Raw genomic sequence first — 15,370 nt, 5'->3', positions numbered from 1 at the left:
GGACGTACGAGAGGGAATCCTGATGCGGGACGCGTACCACGAGGAACTTGATTCGATCGGTGACGGTCTGGTGGAGATGGCCCGGCTGGTCGGGTCGGCCATCGGACGCGCCACGACCGCGATCCTCGACTCCGACCTGAAGCTGGCCGAGGCCGTCATCGAGGCGGACCAGCGGGTCGACGACCTCCAGCACGAGCTGGAGGCCCGGGCGATAACCCTGCTGGCCCGGCAGCAGCCGGTCGCCACCGACCTGCGCATCGTCGTGACCTCGCTGCGGATGTCGGCCGACCTGGAGCGTTCGGGCGACCTGGCCCAGCACGTGGCCAAGCTGGCCCGGCTGCGCTACCCGGAGCGTGCGGTGCCGCACGACCTGCACGCCACCATCCTGGAGATGGGCCAGCTCGCGCAGCGCCTGATGGCGAAGGCCGCCGAGGTGATCATCACCAAGGACGTCGACCTGGCCCTCCAGCTGGAGCAGGACGACGACGCGATGGACCTCCTGCACCGCGCCCTCTTCCAGCACCTGATGGACGACCGCTGGAAGCACGGCATCGAGACGGCGGTCGACGTGACGCTGCTGGGCCGCTACTACGAGCGCTTCGCCGACCACGCGGTCTCGGTCGCCAAGCGGGTGGTCTACCTGGTCACCGGCGAGCACGCGGACGACCTCCAGTCGGACATCCAGCCGGCGACCCAGGTCGAGGGGGCCTGAGGGCCCGAATCCCGGGCGCGTCAACGGCGCGACGGGGCGCGCGTTCGCTTCCGTGCGCCGTTGATGCGACGGCCGTTCGGGCGTGCAATGGACCCGGGCACCAGGGCCCCAGGCACCGCTTCCAGGAGGAACCATGGCCGATTCCCCCAGCACGAAGCCCGACCCCGCACAGGAACGCCCCACCGAGCAGCCCGCCGAGATCCGCAGCCTCCCGCTGATCGCCGCCTGCGGCTGCGGTTCGGGCTGCGGCTGCGGCTGCCAGTCGGGCAGCCCCTGCCAGTGCGGCTGACGCGGCGACGGAACGGCGGCGGCCGGCAGCCCCGGCCGCCGTACGGCCACCGCTGATGACCACTGCCGGCGGCGCCTGCCCGTGGCCACGCGGCCACCGCTGACGACCGCTGACGACCACCCGTGAGTGTCGCGTCGTACGACTTGAGTACGGGTACTCAGGCTCCGGAACCGCTCCCGCCCGACCCTGGAGACAGGAAGCCGGACGAAGCAGACGACGAGCACGGGGAGCCCGATCCCGATGACGAACGCCACCAGCCGCATACGCACCCTGACCCGCCTGACCGTCGCCAACCGGGTCTCGGCGCTCTACCTCGCCCTGGTCGGCGGCGCGATGGCCGTCGCCGCGGCGGAGCCCCTCTTCGCGACCGGCCCCGACGCCTCTCTCGTCTGGGTCTGGCCGGCCCTGTTCACCTTCCCGGCCTTCGGCTTCGTGGCCTGGCTCGGCGAGGCGGGCTGGGGCGGCGAGGCCCCGACGTGGTTCTTCATCGGCGGCATCGTCCTCTCGGCGCTGGTCCAGTCGCTGGCCCTGGGTGCGGTGTGGCAGACCCTGCGGGGCCGCCGGGGCGACCGCGCCCGCCTGACGACGGCGAACTGACCGCGCCACCCACAGGCGCCTGCCCCACGGGCGCCTGCCCCGCTCCGGTACGCGTTCACGTGGCCGGGCCGGCCGCCGGTGGCCGCCGCGCCGGGTCGACCGCGTCCGCGGTGAGACGGTGCAGGCGCAGCGCGGCGTCCTGGTCGAAGGAGGCTCCCTTCAGGGAGAGCCGGCGTGTGGTGCGGTAGGCGGTGAACGGTTCGACCGGGGGTTCGTCCAGGAGGCGGACCATGGGGGCGACCGCCTTGGCCACGGAGGCGGCGAACAGGGCGAAGGACGCCTTGGTGAGAGTCCGCAGGGGCTGTGGCAGATGCTCGGGCATCCCGGTCGCCACGACCCCGGGGTTGTACCCGACGTAGCGGACCGGTGTTTCGGGATGGACGGCGCCGAAGGCGACGCCGAGCAGGTCGTTGGCGCGGAAGGACTGGAGCGTGGCCCTGGTCCCGCTGTACCCGGTCTCCAGCTGTAGATCGTCCCAGCGGATCCGGCCCAGCGGGGTGCCGGGGGTGCCGACGTTCATGATGACCGGCCGCGGGGCGGACTCCAGCGCGTGGCGCAGTCCGTGGCTGAGGACGTACCGGCTCAGGTAGGCGAGCGCGAAGCTGTGCTCGAACCCCTCGGGGGTGACGGCACGGGGCCCGAAGAGCCGGTACCGCTGGGCGCAGAGGACGAGCTTGTCGACCGAGGGACAGGTGTCCTCGATCGTGGTGACCAGTGCGCGGGCGGCCCGGACCGAGGTGAGGTCGCAGGGCACGAAGACGGCACGGCCGTCGGCGGACAGCGCCGCCGCCTCGGCCAGCAGGGCTTCGCCCTTGGCGGGCGTACTGCCCACGGCGATCACCCGCGCCCCCTGGCGCAGGTAGTGCAGCGCGAGCCCCTTGCCGAGCCCGTCGGTGCCTCCGGTGATGACCACGGTCTGCATCGCCAGCTCCTCAGCCACATGTGGATAGTGGATATCCGCTTACCGTCGTCAGGACGCTACCACGAAGCGGATAGGATGTATCCGATTGTGTCCGGTCAAGACGGCGGAAGGGGCCTGCGTGAGCGGGGAGCGAGGGGCCGGGGAGGCCGGCGCGGCAGGAGGGACGGCACCGGCCGCGTCAACGGCACGTCCGCTCAGGCGCGACGCGGAGCTGAACCGTCGGCGCATCCTCCGCGCCGGCCGGGAGGTCTTCGCCGTCCGCGGACTGCACGCCACACTCAACGACGTCGCGCACCACGCCGGGCTCGGAGTGGGCACCGTCTACCGGAAGTACCCCGACAAGCAGGCGCTGGCCGAGGCGGTCTACGCCGAGGAACTCGACGAGATCGCGGCGATGGCGCGGCAGGCCCGGGACGCGGACGACGCCTTCGGCGCCCTGGCCGGCTTCCTGGAGAAGGCGCTGGCACGGGCGGCACACAACCGCGGGCTGCGTGAACTGATGCGCCAGGGCACCGTGGAGGGTGCCGGTCTCACCAAAGCACGGCAGGCGATCACCGCGCACTGCGAGCACCTCCTGGCCCGGGCCCGCACCGAGGGCGCGCTGCGCGCCGGGGTCACCGAGGCCGACCTCGCGCCGATCGCGGCGATGATCGACGCGGTGATGGCGCTGCCCGCCGGGCAGCCGTCACAGCTGTGGCGCCGCTATCTGGTGATCATCCTCGACGGACTCCGCACCCACCCGGGTCAGGCGGAGCTGCCCGGCCCCTGACCCGGGAGGGCAGACCCCGACCGCACCGAACCGCAGCGATCGGGCGCCGCGACGGTGCCCCCTGCCACGGTGGATGCCGAAGGGAGGCCGCATGATCTCGGCACTGAACCACCTGGTCGACCTGGTCGAGGACCACCTCGGCGAGGAACCGGACGTCCCCGCGCTGGCGGCGACGCTCGGCACGACCGAGTACCACTTGCGCCGGATGTTCTCGTCGCTGGCGGGCATGCCGCTGTCGGAGTACGTCCGCCGGCGCCGCATGACGGTGGCCGCCGCCGACGTCGTACGGGGCGGGGACGACCTGCTGGGCATCGCCGTCCGGTACGGATACGGCTCCACGGAGGCGTTCGGACGCGCGTTCCGGACGGTCCACGGCGCCGCCCCGCGCGACGTACGCCGCGACGGAGGCCCCCTTCGGACACAACCGCAGCTCAGGTTCCGCCTGACCGTCGAAGGGAACACCCCCATGGACACCCGCTTCACCGACCGCCCCGCCTTCCGCCTGATCGGCCACGCGACCCGCGTCCCGCTCATCCACGAGGGCGTCAACCCGCACATCCAGCAGCACGTCGCCGCCCTCCCCCAGGAGGCCCACGCCCGCCTGAAGTCCCTCGGCGACACGGACCCGGCAGGACTGCTCCAGGTCAGCGACGACCTGGCCCAGGACAGCCCGGAGGGCACCGAACTGACCTACCTCCACGGCGTCGCGGTCACCGCCGTCACCCCGGCCCCGGACGACCTCGACGCCATCGAGGTCCCCGCGGGCACCTGGGCGGTCTTCCGCAGCTCGGGCCCCTACCCGGACGCCCTCCAGACCACCTGGGCGGCCACCGCGTCCGAGTGGTTCCCCTCCAACCCGTGGCGCCTGCGCCCCGGCCCGTCGATCGTCGCCGTCCTGGACCGCGCGGACGACTTCACGACGGCGACGACGGAACTGTGGCTCCCGGTGGAACCGGTCTGACGAGCCGACGGCTCACAGGGGCCCGAGGCGGGTCTTGAGCAGGCAGAACTCATTGCCCTCGGGATCGGCGAGGACGTGCCACGACTCCTCGCCGGTCTGCCCGACGTCGGCCGGGCGCGCCCCGAGCTCCAGGAGGCGTTCCAGCTCGGCGTCCTGGTCCCGGTCGGTGGCGTTCACGTCGATGTGCAGCCGGGCCTTGCCGGGCTCCGGCTCGTCCCGGCGGCTGAGGACGATCGTGGGCTGCGGCCCGCCGAACCCTTCCCGCGGCCCGATCTCGACGTACTCGTTGTCCTCACTGTCGAGCACGACGAAGTCCAGCACCTCGCACCAGAAGCGCGCCAGCGCCTCGGGGTCACGACAACCGAGCACCAGCTCACTGATCCGACATGCCATGAACGAACCTGCTCTCGACGTGGGCGGCACGGGATACGAACGCGCTGGTGACCGTACCCGGAGGGTCGGCCGGAGGCGAAGGATTTGCCACTGCTAGCTTCCGGAACCATGACGGACGGCGTGTACGTGGGCAACGCGGGCAAGGACGCGGCACTGGACCGGGGGTGGTTGCTGGGGCACTTCAAGGACCCCGCCGACCCCCGCCACAGTGAGGCACTGGAGATCAAATGGGGCGTCCATCCGCGGGGCGACGAGCGCGCCCACTGGGTCACCGGCGAGGAACGGACCGCCTTGCAGGTCCTCGTCAGCGGACGCTTCCGGGTGGAGTTCCCCGGCCGCAGCGTCGTCCTCGCCGAGCAGGGCGACTACGTCGTGTGGGGCAGGGGCGTCGACCACTCCTGGTACGCGGAGGAGGAGTCCGTGGTGCTGACGGTGCGGTGGCCGTCCGTGCCCGGGTACGCGGTCGTCGAGCAGGACGACTCCGGCGGGCCGCCCGCCGGGCACTGACGTTCTGCTCGACAGCGGTGCCTCCGCGGCCCTGACCTGCGGACTCTTCGCTTGCCACTCCAGCGGCAGGGCCGAGCCGCGTATCAGGGCCACCTGGCGGCACTACGCGCGATCACGGCACCGTCGGACCGTCGGACCCGGCTCCCCGACCGAGCCCACGGCGACGGCCTCACCCGCTCCCCGGCCGGAGGCTCAGCGCTCGGTCAGGGTGCGGTCGAGCAGGGACAGCAGTCGGTCCCAGTGCAGTTGCGATGCGGCGGGGTCGAAGGCATCGGTGTCGGACATCGTGAAGCCGTGGACGGTGCCGGGATAGATCTCGGAGGTGTAGCCGACACCGGCGGCGTCCATGGCCTGGTTGAGCCCGTCGAGCCCCTCGGGCGTCAAATCGCCCTCGGCGTGACCGAAATGGACCTCGGCGGTGAGCTCGGCGAGGCTGTCGAGCCCGTCGGCTCCCACGGGCGCGTGGAACGCGGCGAGGGCGGCCACCTGCCCCGGGTGGGCCACGGCGGTACACGTCGCCAGGAGGCCGCCGATGCAGTAGCCGGTCACCGCGACCGGCCCGGCGCCAACCTCGGGCTGAGCGGTGAGGAACGCGAGGTAGGCGTCGGCGTCCCTCAGAGTGCGTTCCGCGGTGTGCGCCTCGATCAAGGGCATCAGCTCGGCGAAGACCGCGGGTCGCTCCGCTTCTCCGATGCGCTCGGGAAGCTCGATGACCGGTGCCGGGCCGTGCCGGTAGAAGAAGTTGGGGACGAGTACGTAGAACCCGTGCCCGGCCAGTTCGCGGGCCAGCTCCCGCAGCGCGGGCCGGATCCCGAAGCCGTCCGCGTACATCAGTACCCCCGGGTACGGCCCGCCGCCCCCGGGGAGGGCGGCGAACGCGTCGGACTGTCCGTCCGCGGTGGGAATATGCAGCGTCTTGGTGGTCATGGACTCGGTCATGGCCTCAGGCATGGACTCTCTCCTGTCGTGGTTGATGTGTGGTGCCTGTGATCAACCCGACGGAGGCGGAGCCCGCGCGGCGCTCAGAGGAGCACCGGGTCACCAATCCGTGTGTGGCGCGAAGCCGTCCCGGTAGTCATAGCTGCACAACGTAGCCCACCGAACGCCGTAGTGCCGAGGCCTGGGCGGGGCCGGTGCCGGTGCCGGGGCCGGGGCCGGGGCTTCACTCCGCGGGGTAGATGTCCCCGCCCCGCTCCATGCTTTCCTCTTCACTCTGGCTCTGTAGCCGTCGCGCCTTCTCCTGGAGCCTCTTGCGCTCGCCAGGGTCGCCGGTCCGTTCCGAGGCGGCCTTCAACTCCTGGGCCTTGTCGCGCATCTGCTGGAGTCGGGCGCGAGTCTCTCCACCTGCACTCATGGGATCCGTCCTCGCATCGTGAGTGTGCAGTTGCGTATACCAGCGAATCACGCTCGGCTACCTTCCGCACCCTCTCCGCCCCCGCTCCGCCAAGCACACGCCGGAGCCTCCTTTCTTGGGCGAACGATCCAGATAGGTTACGGTGAGGTCATGGCAAGAACCCGGGAGTTCGACACCGAGGCGGCGGTGAGCCGCGCCATGGAGCTGTTCTGGACGCGCGGCTACGAGGCCACCTCGGTGCGCGACCTGACCGGGCACCTGGGGATCGGCCAGGGGTCCCTGTATGCCGCGTTCGGCGACAAGGGCGGCCTGTACCGGGCAGCGCTGGAGCACTACCGCACCACGCTCGCGGCGGCCGCCCTGCGCAGCCTGGAGGAGGGGGCGGACGCCCGGTCGGCGATCCGCGCGATGCTGGTCGAGCGGGTCCGGATCGCCGTGAAGGACGACGGCCGGGGCTGCCTGGCGGTCAATGCCGCCTGCGAGCGCCTGCCGGAGGACGCGGCGACCCAGCGCACCGTACGCGACATGCAGGACGCCAGCCGGGACGCGCTCGCTGACGTACTGCGGGTCGCGGCGGAGCGGGGCGAGATCGCGAAGCGGCACGACCCGTACGCCCTCGCCGCTTTCCTCGTCACCTTCCTCAACGGACTGCTGGTCTCCGCGAAGATCACGCCGGACGTCCGCACCCTCGAACCCCTCGTGGAGGTCGCGCTGGCCGCCCTCGACTGACTTTTTCATGCCCGCAATCTGTAACAGGCGATCCAGAAAAAAACGCACCTCGCGGTGCCCGCCCGGACCCGAGATCCGGCGCCCCCGCCCCGCTCGCACCCTGACCGAAGACCTCGGAGGACCCATGCCCCACGCATCCACCCCGGGTACGCCCGCCATCCCGGGTACACCCGCCACCCCGAGTGCGCCCGCCACCCCCGGTACGCCCGCCATCCCGAGTAGGCCCGCTCTCGGCGGAAGCCGCTGGAACACCTTCCCCGCGGCCGGCACCACCCTGACCGCCCGCGCGTTCTTCACCGCCACCGAACCGCTGCTCCAGGGCATCATCGACGACAACGCCCTCACCAGCGCCGACATCGAGGTGCTGGAGGGTCAGATCCACGCCACCCTCGCCCTCGGCACCCGGGAGACCGCCCTCCCGCTGTTCCTCGGCCCGGACAGCGCCTCGGCAGCGCGCGAACTGGGCGCGCAGGCCGAGACGATCGGCCGGGAGCTCGCCTCCTGGTCGACCGAGGCGCTGGAAAGGCTGCTCACCGATCCGGTGCCGCTGCCCGCCGGCCCGCTGGTCGTCCGCAGCCACTGCTACGGCCACCTGCTCACCCCACCCGCAGCCGATCTGCTCCTCGGACGTCGCGGTGGACCGGTCTCGATGCAGCTCTACAACGAGTGGCTGCACCAGATCGTCCTGCTGCGCGACGCCCTGCTGCCCTTCACCAACTGGCAGGAGGTCCCGCTCCTGACCACCCCGGCCGGACTGCGGCACACCGAACCGCCCCGCGACGCGTTCCTCACCGAACTCCTCGTGCGGCAGATCCGGCACACCAGCATCGTGGCCTTCGCCCGCAACGTCGTCACCGGCACCTCCGGTCCGGCCGGCTACGGCTTCGAGGCGGGTGGCGGCACCGCCCTCCCCGCCGTCCTCGACCAGCCGCCCCTGACCGCGCCCCGGCACCTGCTGACCTGGCGCCCCGACCCGTCCGCCGGTGAAACCGCCACGTACGTCGCCGAGGTACAGGACTACTACGCCGCACCCCGCACCCGGGTCGAGGACCTGGCGCCCGCCCGCACCACATCGGGCCCGCTCGCCGCCCGTCCGGTCACCACGCCGGTCATCGACGGGACCCGCACCGCCCGCATCGAGGTCACCCACGACGGCACCACCGCCCACGTCGACCTCGGCCAAGCCCTGCGCGGCCACCGCTTCGCCCATCGTGAGAGCCCCGCAGCAGGGGACGCGTCCGGCACCGCCGACGCCTGGTCCGCGCTGCGCGCGCCGGGACTGGTGTGGACGCAGAGCGGCGACGTCACCCTGGACGCCACCGCTCAGGACGACCTCGTCGTACTGGCCCTGCTGGGCCGCCTCTACCCGGAAAACCTCACCCTGCGCCCCGCCAACCATCCCGCCGGCCACTCCGCCGGCCGTTCCGCTGCCCGGACAACCGCGGACGGCCCCGGACCGAGCCGCCTGACGCTCCTAGTCGACCCCGCACAAGCCCGCTGACGCCCGCATCGCCGCGCACACCAAGAAGATCGAGGAAGAACAACATGATGCTCGACCACGAAGGAACGCCCGTCCGCACGGGCCGAGCAGCCGTGAACGGCACGAGTATCCACTACCGCACAGCCGGGTCCGGCCCCGCGGTGGTGCTCCTGCACGGCGTACCCAAGACCAGCTACCACTGGCGCCACCTCCTTCCCAAGCTGACGCCCCACTACACCGTCGTCGTGCCGGACCTCCGCGGTCTCGGCGACTCCGCCCGGCCGTCGGACGGCTACGACTCCGCGACCATGAGCGACGACATCGCCGAACTGATGAACCACCTCGGCCACCGGAGCTACGCCGTGGTGGGTGAGGACTGGGGAGCGGTGATCGGCTACCAACTCGCCGCCCGCCACCGCGATCACGTCACGGCTCTCGTGTTCGCCGAGGCACTGTTCCCCGGATTCGGCTTCGAGGACCACACGGCCCTCACCCCCGAGAACGTCTCCAGCGGCATGCACCTGTGGCACCTGGGCTTCTACTTCCAGCCCGACGTACCCGAGATGCTGATCAGCGGACACGAGCGCGAGCTGATCACCTACATGATCAAGTACGAGCGCAGCCGGCCCGACACCGCCACCCCCGACGCGCTCGACGAATACGTGCGCTGCTACTCCATGCCCGGCGGCATCCGCGCGATGCTCTCCATCTACCGGGCCATGCTCGTCGACGCGGAACAGAACCGGCAGTCCGCACAGAAGAAGCTGGACATCCCGGTCCTGGCACTGGGCGGATCCGCCTTCATCGGCGACCGCAACGAGTCCCAGATGCGGCTCATGGCCCACGACGTCACCGGCCACGTCTTCGACGCCGGCCACGACCTCGCGGAGGAAGTACCGGACGAGATGGCCGCCGTCCTCCTACCGTTCCTGACCACGCACCAGTAACGGCCCCGGCACGGCGAGGGCCTCGTGGCTGTGCGGAACCGAACGATCTGGTTCCGCACAGCCACGAGGCCCTTGGCCCCACCAGCACCCGCCGGCGCTCTCAAGCACTCCTCAGGCACTCCTCAGACTCGGAGTCGGCGTCGTGCCGTGGGGCGAGACCGCCCGGCCTACGCGTCGAAGTCGTACTCCAGGACGTACGAGGCGGCGTCCAGCTTCATTTCGTTGACCTCGACGGCGCGGCCCTCGTCCGTGAACGCGGTGCGGCAGATGACGATGACCGGGGTGCCCGCGGCCATGCCCAACTGGTCGGCCTCGCCCTTCGAGGGCATGCGTGAGCGGATCTCCTCACGGAAGTGCACCGGCCCGTGGCCGAGTTCGGCGAGCCGGGCGTACGTCCCGCCCTTCCCGGTGTCCTCCTGAGTGATCGCGGACCCGGCGACCAGGGCGGCTGGCAAGTAGCTCGTCGCAAGCAGGACCGGCTTGCCATCCAGAACGAAGCGCCGGCGCCGTACGCACACCGTCTCCCCGTCGGCCAGGTCCAGGACCGCGGCGACGACGTCGGGCGCGGCTTCCTCGGACACCGCGACCTGGTCCACATCGAGTGAGCGGTTCTCGATGTCGGCCGACCAGATGGACCTGCCGTTGCCCCATTGCTGCTGGGCCAGACGCTGGATGCCCCGGCGCCGAAGCGGGCGGAACTCCCGGACGAACACGCCGGCGCCCTTGCGGGCCTCGGCGACGCCTTCGTCCCGGAGGACGCTCAACGCCTGGCGGGCCGTCATACGAGCCACGCCGTGCGTGGCCATGAGGTCGTTCTCCCCCGGGAGCCGATCACCGGGACCGTACTCGCCCGACCGGATCGATTCGCGCAGCATGTCGGCGATCCGCTGGTACTTGGGCCGTCGGTCGTCTCCGGTATTGGCCATCCCGTGGGCCTCCTCTCCTTCTCTAGACACCTTAGGCCACAGGTCTGTGGCTCGCTCGCTCCGAGTAGCCACTCGATCTCCTCAAGAGCGCTACCGAATGGGGGACTTGACGTCTCTAGAGATGTTGGCCACAGTACATGTCTAGAGATGTCGCGAATGACTTCCTGAATGAGGGGTGTTGTATGGCGTCGTACGGGATCGGTCCTTCGGCTGCCGCGTTGGCAGCGGCGAGAGCGTCGACTCGGACGTTCGTCGGCATGGACAGGCGGGGCCTCGTCAGACGGCGGCGGCATCGCCCCCATCGCGAACTCAGTGGCGGGGAGTGAGTACGGGTGGCCTACGCGATCGACCGCTTTCCGTGTGCGGAGTCGCCGCGCCTCGGCGCGATGACCTTGCATCCCGTCGCCGAGTCCGTGCCCCGGGCCAGACGCTGGTTCCGAAAGTTCGTCACTCCCTACCAGCTGACGTGCTCGATCGACGACTGCGTCCTGCTGCTCTCCGAGCTGGTGACCAATGCCGTCGTCCACGGCACGTCGGACGCACCCTGGCTCGTCCGGGTCGAGTGGTTCCGTGTGGAGGCGTCGTTCCGGGTCGAGGTGCACAACCCGGGGCTCCCGGAGAGCGTGCGGCTCAGGCACCCCGAGGCCAACGACGCGCACGGGCGCGGACTACTGCTGGTCGACTCCGTCGCCGACTCCTGGCACGCCGGCCCCAGCCGCTTCGGCGGAACGGTGGTCTCCTTCGAGATGGCCAACACCTGGCCACCGCCCTGACACGACCGCCCGCACGAGCGCCGCCCCGATACGCCAGTCGGCCCCCGCCCTGTCGAGTAACGGCAGACAGGGGCCGGCTGAGGTCGGCCTACTTCCTCTTGCCCTGGGTCTTGCCGGTGATCTTGGCAAGCTGGGTTTTTGCAGGTCGGGGGCGGTGCCCCTGCGTGCGTGGTGGTCATCGTTGGTCGCTGTCGGTGACTGTTGAGCGCCCTCGGACGGCCCAGAGACGGCACCCCGTTCGAACCTCAGCCGACGACAGTCAGCCACGACGGTGGGTGCGTCGACCGACCAGGCGCGCGCATGCCTCGCTGCACTCGGCCTCAGCCACGTAACCGACGTTCGTCGACCAGCGGAAGCCTTGGCCCGTGTCGACAGTGGAAAGCTCACAGGCTGAGAAGTCGCGATCGCCGAGACAGCAGGCTAAATCCGTTTCACCAAGAGCGAGCGGATTGGATCCCACATTTCATCAATGTCGCCGGGATAGGCGTAGGCCCATGTTGTAATAAATGCCCGCTGAACCAGCTCTTCACTGAGAAAGTCCAAATCTTCTCCAATTTGGCGAAAAATATTATGGCGGTCGCCATTAGTGTAGGACCTCTGCACTACGGACTGCCGCACCTGCTCCTGCATGAAACTATCCAAGTGCAGTGAGATCGTCAGCTTACCCAGAAGGGTTGGAATCTCTTTCAGGCCGGTCAAAATACGATCAATAATCAGCTCTTCCGGGTCACTTTCTCCAGGAATGAAAGACAAATCCGAGAAAGTATCTGCGTCGTCTTCGGATGCGGTAATCATTATTCGTTTCGGCTCGAAACCGTCCTCTTTCCTCTTATCTCCGTCCAGTAGGGCAACCGCAAAGAACCTACGTGCTGGGCTAGCGTTATGGAATCGGGTGTGATCTCTCGCAGGTGCAGCACCACCAAGCTTGTGAATTTCGATCCCAGAGCGGTCGAGACCGTGTTTCTGACAGTAGGTGCGCAAGGTGATGTCGGCGACAATCTCGTCAAATCGATCTTCAGTAAATACTGCAACCCGGGCGTTGATTTGACCGGTCAATGCTCGCAGTGAGGCAACGTCCAATTTCCCCTGTTTCACTTCCCCCCTGTATGCGACCCACACAGCCTCGTTCGGGAGGGGTATAAGAGCATCGTTGGAGTGAGTTGTAAAAATCACCTGGACGGACTTCCGCTTAGCGACGCCAATGAAGTATTCGACGAGTCGTCGCGTCGCGACAGGGTGCAACCCGTTCTCAATCTCTTCTACGAGGATCAACGCGTGATTCTGTGCCGCTTCGATCTGGGACACGATTCGTATTACGCTGGCCTCGCCTGCGCCGAAGTGAAATTCGGAGTAGCCAGCAGTTTCGTCCGTTTCCTGAGAAGCGAAGATGGAAAGATCTCCCTCGCCTGAATTGACGCGGAGATATGCCGCGGCGTCCTTGCCCAGGATCGCTTCCACCGCTTGAATGACCGGGGCCGTCAATTGATCCTCGGAGAACCCCTGGAAGCCCGATCCGATGAATCGGGAAAGCTCCTTTCGCTCGCTAGCGGGGAGTGTTCTGCTTACGCCAAAAATCAATACGTCGCGATCGACCGCGTCTCGATTCCACTTCGCCTTGAGGTAGCTCGCCGTGCGACTGATGGTGGTGCTGCTCATTTCGCGTTTGTCGAGAATTTCGTATTCAACCCTCCAGTTCTTCATGCTCTCGTCGTACTTGCCACTCTTGGCGAAGAACCGTCGGGGAACTACGCCTTGGTGAATCAAGGCGGCTGCCCCCAAGATTGTGGTCTTTCCAGAGCCGTTTGGCCCCACAAGGGCTGTCACTGGAAAGTCGAAATTGATTTCCCGATTCTCGAATCCACGGAGCTTTACTAGGCGGACGCGACGGAGGTATTTGTCGTAGGCTCGCTTATTTACCCGCGAGAAGAGTGCCGTAATGTCGCTGTTGCGGATTTCGCTTTTCACTCGCGCCCCTCCGGTGTGCCTCTCAATGGCACCGCCAGCATACGAGGCCGCCCTAGCTGTGGTGTGCGGTTTCTCTGAGGTCAAGCGGTTGCTTGATGAGAGCGCGGCACGGGCGTCGGCTGGGCTGTAGCGGGGCGGAGACAGGAGCGCAGGCCCGACCGGGGGCCGGGCCGCGCGCGGTGAGCGGAGCGAGCCGCCTTGAACCAGTAGAGAACCCCTCCGCCTGCACGCCTGGGCCCACATGCTCGGCTTCCGCGGCCACTTCTCTACCAAGTCCCGCCGCCACTCCACCACCCTCGGCGCCCTCCGCGACGTCCGCGCCGTATGGCGCCGCGCAAGGCGGCCACCACCGACACCGGGCCCGAGACGACGTACGTCCTCGCGCACTGGGCCTTCGCCAGAACCGACCTCTCCGACGCCGAAGCCTGGCTCGCTGCCTCCCTCGAACCCACCCCCGGAACGGAAGGAGAACCCACCCGTGGCGGACCAACGCCTCACCGTGGCGGGCACGGTCGCCGCACCGCACACCCTGCCCTCGCGCTACCTCACGCCCCACGATCTGGTCGTGCGGGGTTCGACCTGCCCAGCGTCGAGACGGTCTACCAGTGGCGCCGCAAGCGCACCGGACCGCGCGGCTTCCGGGTCGGTCGGCACCTGCGTTTCGACCCGGAGGACGTACGGGCCTGGGTGGACGCGCAGCGCGAGGGAGTTGCCGCCTGACGTCCGGGCACGTCCAAGACCGGTGGTATCGGACCGAGACGGGCCCGGACGGGAAGGTCCGGAAGGTCAAGAGCGAGCGCTACGGCTCGGGACTCCGCTACCGGTACGTCGGGCCAGACGGTACGGAGAAGTCCAAGAGCTTCCCCGACAGACAGAAGCGGCTTGCCGACCAGTGGCTCGCGCACATCGAGGCTGACATGGCGCGCGGGCAGTACATCGACCCGCGCGCCGCCCGAATCACCTTCCAGCAGTACGCCGAGCGCTGGGTCGCCACACAGGGCGCCGACCCGAACACCCAAGCCTCGATAGAGTCGCAACTCCGGCTGCCCGCCTTCCCCTACCTCGGCACACGTCCGTTCGACTCCTTCCAGCCGGCGCACATCCGCGACTGGGTACGGCAGTTGCAGGAGAGCGGCATCCGGGGGTCGTACGCCCGGACGATCTACTGCAACGTGCGCGGTGCTGAGCGCGGCCGTGGACGACGGCCACCTGCCCCGGAACCCGTGCGCGGCCCGTTCGGTCCGGCCGCCGACCGTCGACCACAAGCGCGTCGTTCCCTGGACGCCCGAGCGGGTCTTCGGCGTCCGGGCCTCCATGCCCGAGCGCTTCCCCGCGATGGTCGACCTGGGCGCCGGCTGCGGGCTCCGCCAGGGGGAGATCCTCGGCGTCGCCGTCGATGCGATCGACTTCGGCTCGGACACGCTCCACGTGGTCCAGCAACTGAAACTGAGCCGCAGCAAGGCGGTGTTCGCCCTGCCCATGGGCGGCAGGCTCCGGGACGTGCCGCTTCCGGGGCCGGTCGCCGATGCGCTCCGAGCGCACATGAAGGAGTTCCCGCCGGTCGAGATCACCTTGCCGTGGAAGGTGGCCGACGGCCCTCCGGTCACTAAGCGACTGCTCTTCACCGGGCCGCGCGGCAAGCACGTCTGGCGGACGTCGCTCAACGAGGAGGTGTGGAAGCGGGCGCTAGCCGCGGTCGGCGTCATCCCCGTGCCCAAGCAGGGCCGGCCGTACGCGGAGTCACGCGAGAACGGCATGCACGCGCTCCGCCACGTCTACGCCTCGGTGCTCCTGGACGCGGGCGAGAACATCAAGGCCCTCGCCAAGTACCTCGGCCACTCGGACCCGGGCCTGACCCTCCGCGTGTACGCACACCTCATGCCGTCCAGCCAGGAGCGCACCCGCAAGGTCGTGGCCTCTGTCTTTGCCTGACTCAACGTTCGAATCGGGAGCCCACGGGGGACAGCATTTTGAATCACCACACGTGAACCGACACCAGAAACCAAATCACGGACAGCAAATCGCGGGAGTCAAATCACGGACACC

General features: G+C 69.1%; 16 protein-coding genes and 3 pseudogenes. 13 read left to right on the top strand and 6 right to left on the bottom strand.

The genetic code is table 11. The features are described 5' to 3' along the window. Positions 1-22: 22 nt before the first annotated feature. The 3 genes from phoU (at position 23) to B9W62_RS21100 (ending at position 1,598) form a co-directional block, all read left to right on the top strand. Positions 23-712 carry a phosphate signaling complex protein PhoU gene (gene phoU, locus B9W62_RS21110; RefSeq protein ID WP_087808636.1) on the top strand — a complete coding sequence of 230 codons (690 nt, stop codon included), beginning with the start codon at positions 23-25 and terminating at the stop codon, positions 710-712. 133 nt (positions 713-845) lie between these two features. Further along, positions 846-1,001: a hypothetical protein gene (locus B9W62_RS21105; RefSeq protein WP_167458176.1), complete on the top strand. Its 156-nt coding sequence runs from the start codon at positions 846-848 to the stop codon at positions 999-1,001. 240 nt (positions 1,002-1,241) lie between these two features. Further along, the gene (locus B9W62_RS21100) at positions 1,242-1,598 is read left to right on the top strand and encodes an SCO4225 family membrane protein (protein WP_087808634.1); all 357 of its coding nucleotides are present in this window, start codon (positions 1,242-1,244) and stop codon (positions 1,596-1,598) included. 55 nt (positions 1,599-1,653) lie between these two features. Here the strand turns inward: B9W62_RS21100 and B9W62_RS21095 are convergent, their stop codons facing one another. Next, complete coding sequence (locus tag B9W62_RS21095) at positions 1,654-2,538, bottom strand: SDR family NAD(P)-dependent oxidoreductase (RefSeq protein WP_143665470.1); 885 nt, start codon at positions 2,536-2,538, stop codon at positions 1,654-1,656. Between the two features lie 100 nt (positions 2,539-2,638). Between B9W62_RS21095 and B9W62_RS21090 the strand changes: the two genes are divergently transcribed. Both B9W62_RS21090 and B9W62_RS21085 read left to right on the top strand, forming a co-directional pair. Beyond that, positions 2,639-3,289: a TetR/AcrR family transcriptional regulator gene (locus tag B9W62_RS21090; RefSeq protein ID WP_087808632.1), complete on the top strand. Its 651-nt coding sequence runs from the start codon at positions 2,639-2,641 to the stop codon at positions 3,287-3,289. Positions 3,290-3,380: 91 nt separating this feature from the next. Continuing rightward, a complete protein-coding gene (locus B9W62_RS21085; protein ID WP_179235590.1) occupies positions 3,381-4,250 on the top strand; it encodes an AraC family transcriptional regulator in 870 nt (289 codons plus the stop codon). Positions 4,251-4,262: 12 nt separating this feature from the next. On the opposite strand, the gene B9W62_RS21080 is transcribed toward B9W62_RS21085, so the two are convergent. Next, the gene (locus tag B9W62_RS21080) at positions 4,263-4,643 is read right to left on the bottom strand and encodes a VOC family protein (protein ID WP_087808630.1); all 381 of its coding nucleotides are present in this window, start codon (positions 4,641-4,643) and stop codon (positions 4,263-4,265) included. Between the two features lie 108 nt (positions 4,644-4,751). Between B9W62_RS21080 and B9W62_RS21075 the strand changes: the two genes are divergently transcribed. Next, positions 4,752-5,150 carry a cupin domain-containing protein gene (locus tag B9W62_RS21075; RefSeq protein WP_087808629.1) on the top strand — a complete coding sequence of 133 codons (399 nt, stop codon included), beginning with the start codon at positions 4,752-4,754 and terminating at the stop codon, positions 5,148-5,150. Between the two features lie 192 nt (positions 5,151-5,342). On the opposite strand, the gene B9W62_RS21070 is transcribed toward B9W62_RS21075, so the two are convergent. Together B9W62_RS21070 and B9W62_RS21065 are read right to left on the bottom strand one after the other, a co-directional pair. Further along, positions 5,343-6,077 (bottom strand): dienelactone hydrolase family protein, encoded by a 735-nt coding sequence (locus B9W62_RS21070; RefSeq protein WP_087812009.1) that lies wholly within the window; start codon positions 6,075-6,077, stop codon positions 5,343-5,345. 235 nt (positions 6,078-6,312) lie between these two features. Then, positions 6,313-6,504, bottom strand: a complete 192-nt coding sequence (locus B9W62_RS21065) for a DUF6381 family protein (RefSeq protein WP_087808628.1) — start codon at positions 6,502-6,504, stop codon at positions 6,313-6,315. Between the two features lie 150 nt (positions 6,505-6,654). On the opposite strand from B9W62_RS21065, the gene B9W62_RS21060 reads away from it, so the two are divergent. The 3 genes from B9W62_RS21060 (at position 6,655) to B9W62_RS21045 (ending at position 9,660) form a co-directional block, all read left to right on the top strand. Beyond that, positions 6,655-7,233 (top strand): TetR/AcrR family transcriptional regulator, encoded by a 579-nt coding sequence (locus B9W62_RS21060; RefSeq protein WP_087808627.1) that lies wholly within the window; start codon positions 6,655-6,657, stop codon positions 7,231-7,233. A 124-nt stretch (positions 7,234-7,357) separates the two neighbouring features. Next, the gene (locus tag B9W62_RS21055; RefSeq protein WP_256976533.1) at positions 7,358-8,734 is read left to right on the top strand and encodes a hypothetical protein; all 1,377 of its coding nucleotides are present in this window, start codon (positions 7,358-7,360) and stop codon (positions 8,732-8,734) included. A 44-nt stretch (positions 8,735-8,778) separates the two neighbouring features. Continuing rightward, on the top strand, positions 8,779-9,660 hold the full coding sequence (locus B9W62_RS21045; RefSeq protein ID WP_179235589.1) for an alpha/beta fold hydrolase: 882 nt from the start codon (positions 8,779-8,781) through the stop codon (positions 9,658-9,660). Positions 9,661-9,827: 167 nt separating this feature from the next. Here the strand turns inward: B9W62_RS21045 and B9W62_RS21040 are convergent, their stop codons facing one another. Next, positions 9,828-10,586, bottom strand: coding sequence for a GntR family transcriptional regulator (locus tag B9W62_RS21040; RefSeq protein WP_087808625.1), 759 nt, complete (start codon positions 10,584-10,586; stop codon positions 9,828-9,830). A 332-nt stretch (positions 10,587-10,918) separates the two neighbouring features. On the opposite strand from B9W62_RS21040, the gene B9W62_RS21035 reads away from it, so the two are divergent. After that, positions 10,919-11,359 carry an ATP-binding protein gene (locus B9W62_RS21035; RefSeq protein WP_087808624.1) on the top strand — a complete coding sequence of 147 codons (441 nt, stop codon included), beginning with the start codon at positions 10,919-10,921 and terminating at the stop codon, positions 11,357-11,359. Positions 11,360-11,779: 420 nt separating this feature from the next. Here B9W62_RS21035 and B9W62_RS21030 read toward each other — a convergent pair whose 3' ends face one another. Further along, positions 11,780-13,324 carry an ATP-dependent nuclease gene (locus B9W62_RS21030; RefSeq protein ID WP_087808623.1) on the bottom strand — a complete coding sequence of 515 codons (1,545 nt, stop codon included), beginning with the start codon at positions 13,322-13,324 and terminating at the stop codon, positions 11,780-11,782. Between the two features lie 211 nt (positions 13,325-13,535). On the opposite strand from B9W62_RS21030, the pseudogene B9W62_RS40245 reads away from it, so the two are divergent. From B9W62_RS40245 to B9W62_RS21015, 3 pseudogenes are all read left to right on the top strand, one after another. Further along, positions 13,536-13,807: pseudogene (locus B9W62_RS40245) on the top strand (replication initiator); the annotation flags it as partial. Beyond that, a pseudogene (locus B9W62_RS21020) lies at positions 13,803-14,044 on the top strand (helix-turn-helix transcriptional regulator). The pseudogenes B9W62_RS40245 and B9W62_RS21020, both read left to right, overlap by 5 nt. Then, a pseudogene (locus B9W62_RS21015) lies at positions 13,930-15,256 on the top strand (tyrosine-type recombinase/integrase). The pseudogenes B9W62_RS21020 and B9W62_RS21015 overlap by 115 nt, the downstream one beginning before the upstream one ends. The last annotated feature ends 114 nt before the right edge of the window (positions 15,257-15,370 follow it).

Source organism: Streptomyces sp. CS113, assembly GCF_002188365.1.
Classification (GTDB): Bacteria; Actinomycetota; Actinomycetes; order Streptomycetales; family Streptomycetaceae; genus Streptomyces; species Streptomyces tendae.
This window is presented reverse-complemented; position numbering and strand designations above follow the sequence as displayed.

Coding starts and splice junctions, on each gene's coding strand:
- phoU (WP_087808636.1), top strand. CDS start 23: ATGCGGGACGCGTACCACGAGGAACTTGATTCGATCGGTGACGGTCTG.
- B9W62_RS21105 (WP_167458176.1), top strand. CDS start 846: ATGGCCGATTCCCCCAGCACGAAGCCCGACCCCGCACAGGAACGCCCC.
- B9W62_RS21100 (WP_087808634.1), top strand. CDS start 1,242: ATGACGAACGCCACCAGCCGCATACGCACCCTGACCCGCCTGACCGTC.
- B9W62_RS21085 (WP_179235590.1), top strand. CDS start 3,381: ATGATCTCGGCACTGAACCACCTGGTCGACCTGGTCGAGGACCACCTC.
- B9W62_RS21080 (WP_087808630.1), bottom strand. CDS start 4,643: ATGGCATGTCGGATCAGTGAGCTGGTGCTCGGTTGTCGTGACCCCGAG.
- B9W62_RS21075 (WP_087808629.1), top strand. CDS start 4,752: ATGACGGACGGCGTGTACGTGGGCAACGCGGGCAAGGACGCGGCACTG.
- B9W62_RS21070 (WP_087812009.1), bottom strand. CDS start 6,077: ATGACCACCAAGACGCTGCATATTCCCACCGCGGACGGACAGTCCGAC.
- B9W62_RS21065 (WP_087808628.1), bottom strand. CDS start 6,504: ATGAGTGCAGGTGGAGAGACTCGCGCCCGACTCCAGCAGATGCGCGAC.
- B9W62_RS21060 (WP_087808627.1), top strand. CDS start 6,655: ATGGCAAGAACCCGGGAGTTCGACACCGAGGCGGCGGTGAGCCGCGCC.
- B9W62_RS21055 (WP_256976533.1), top strand. CDS start 7,358: ATGCCCCACGCATCCACCCCGGGTACGCCCGCCATCCCGGGTACACCC.
- B9W62_RS21045 (WP_179235589.1), top strand. CDS start 8,779: ATGATGCTCGACCACGAAGGAACGCCCGTCCGCACGGGCCGAGCAGCC.
- B9W62_RS21040 (WP_087808625.1), bottom strand. CDS start 10,586: ATGGCCAATACCGGAGACGACCGACGGCCCAAGTACCAGCGGATCGCC.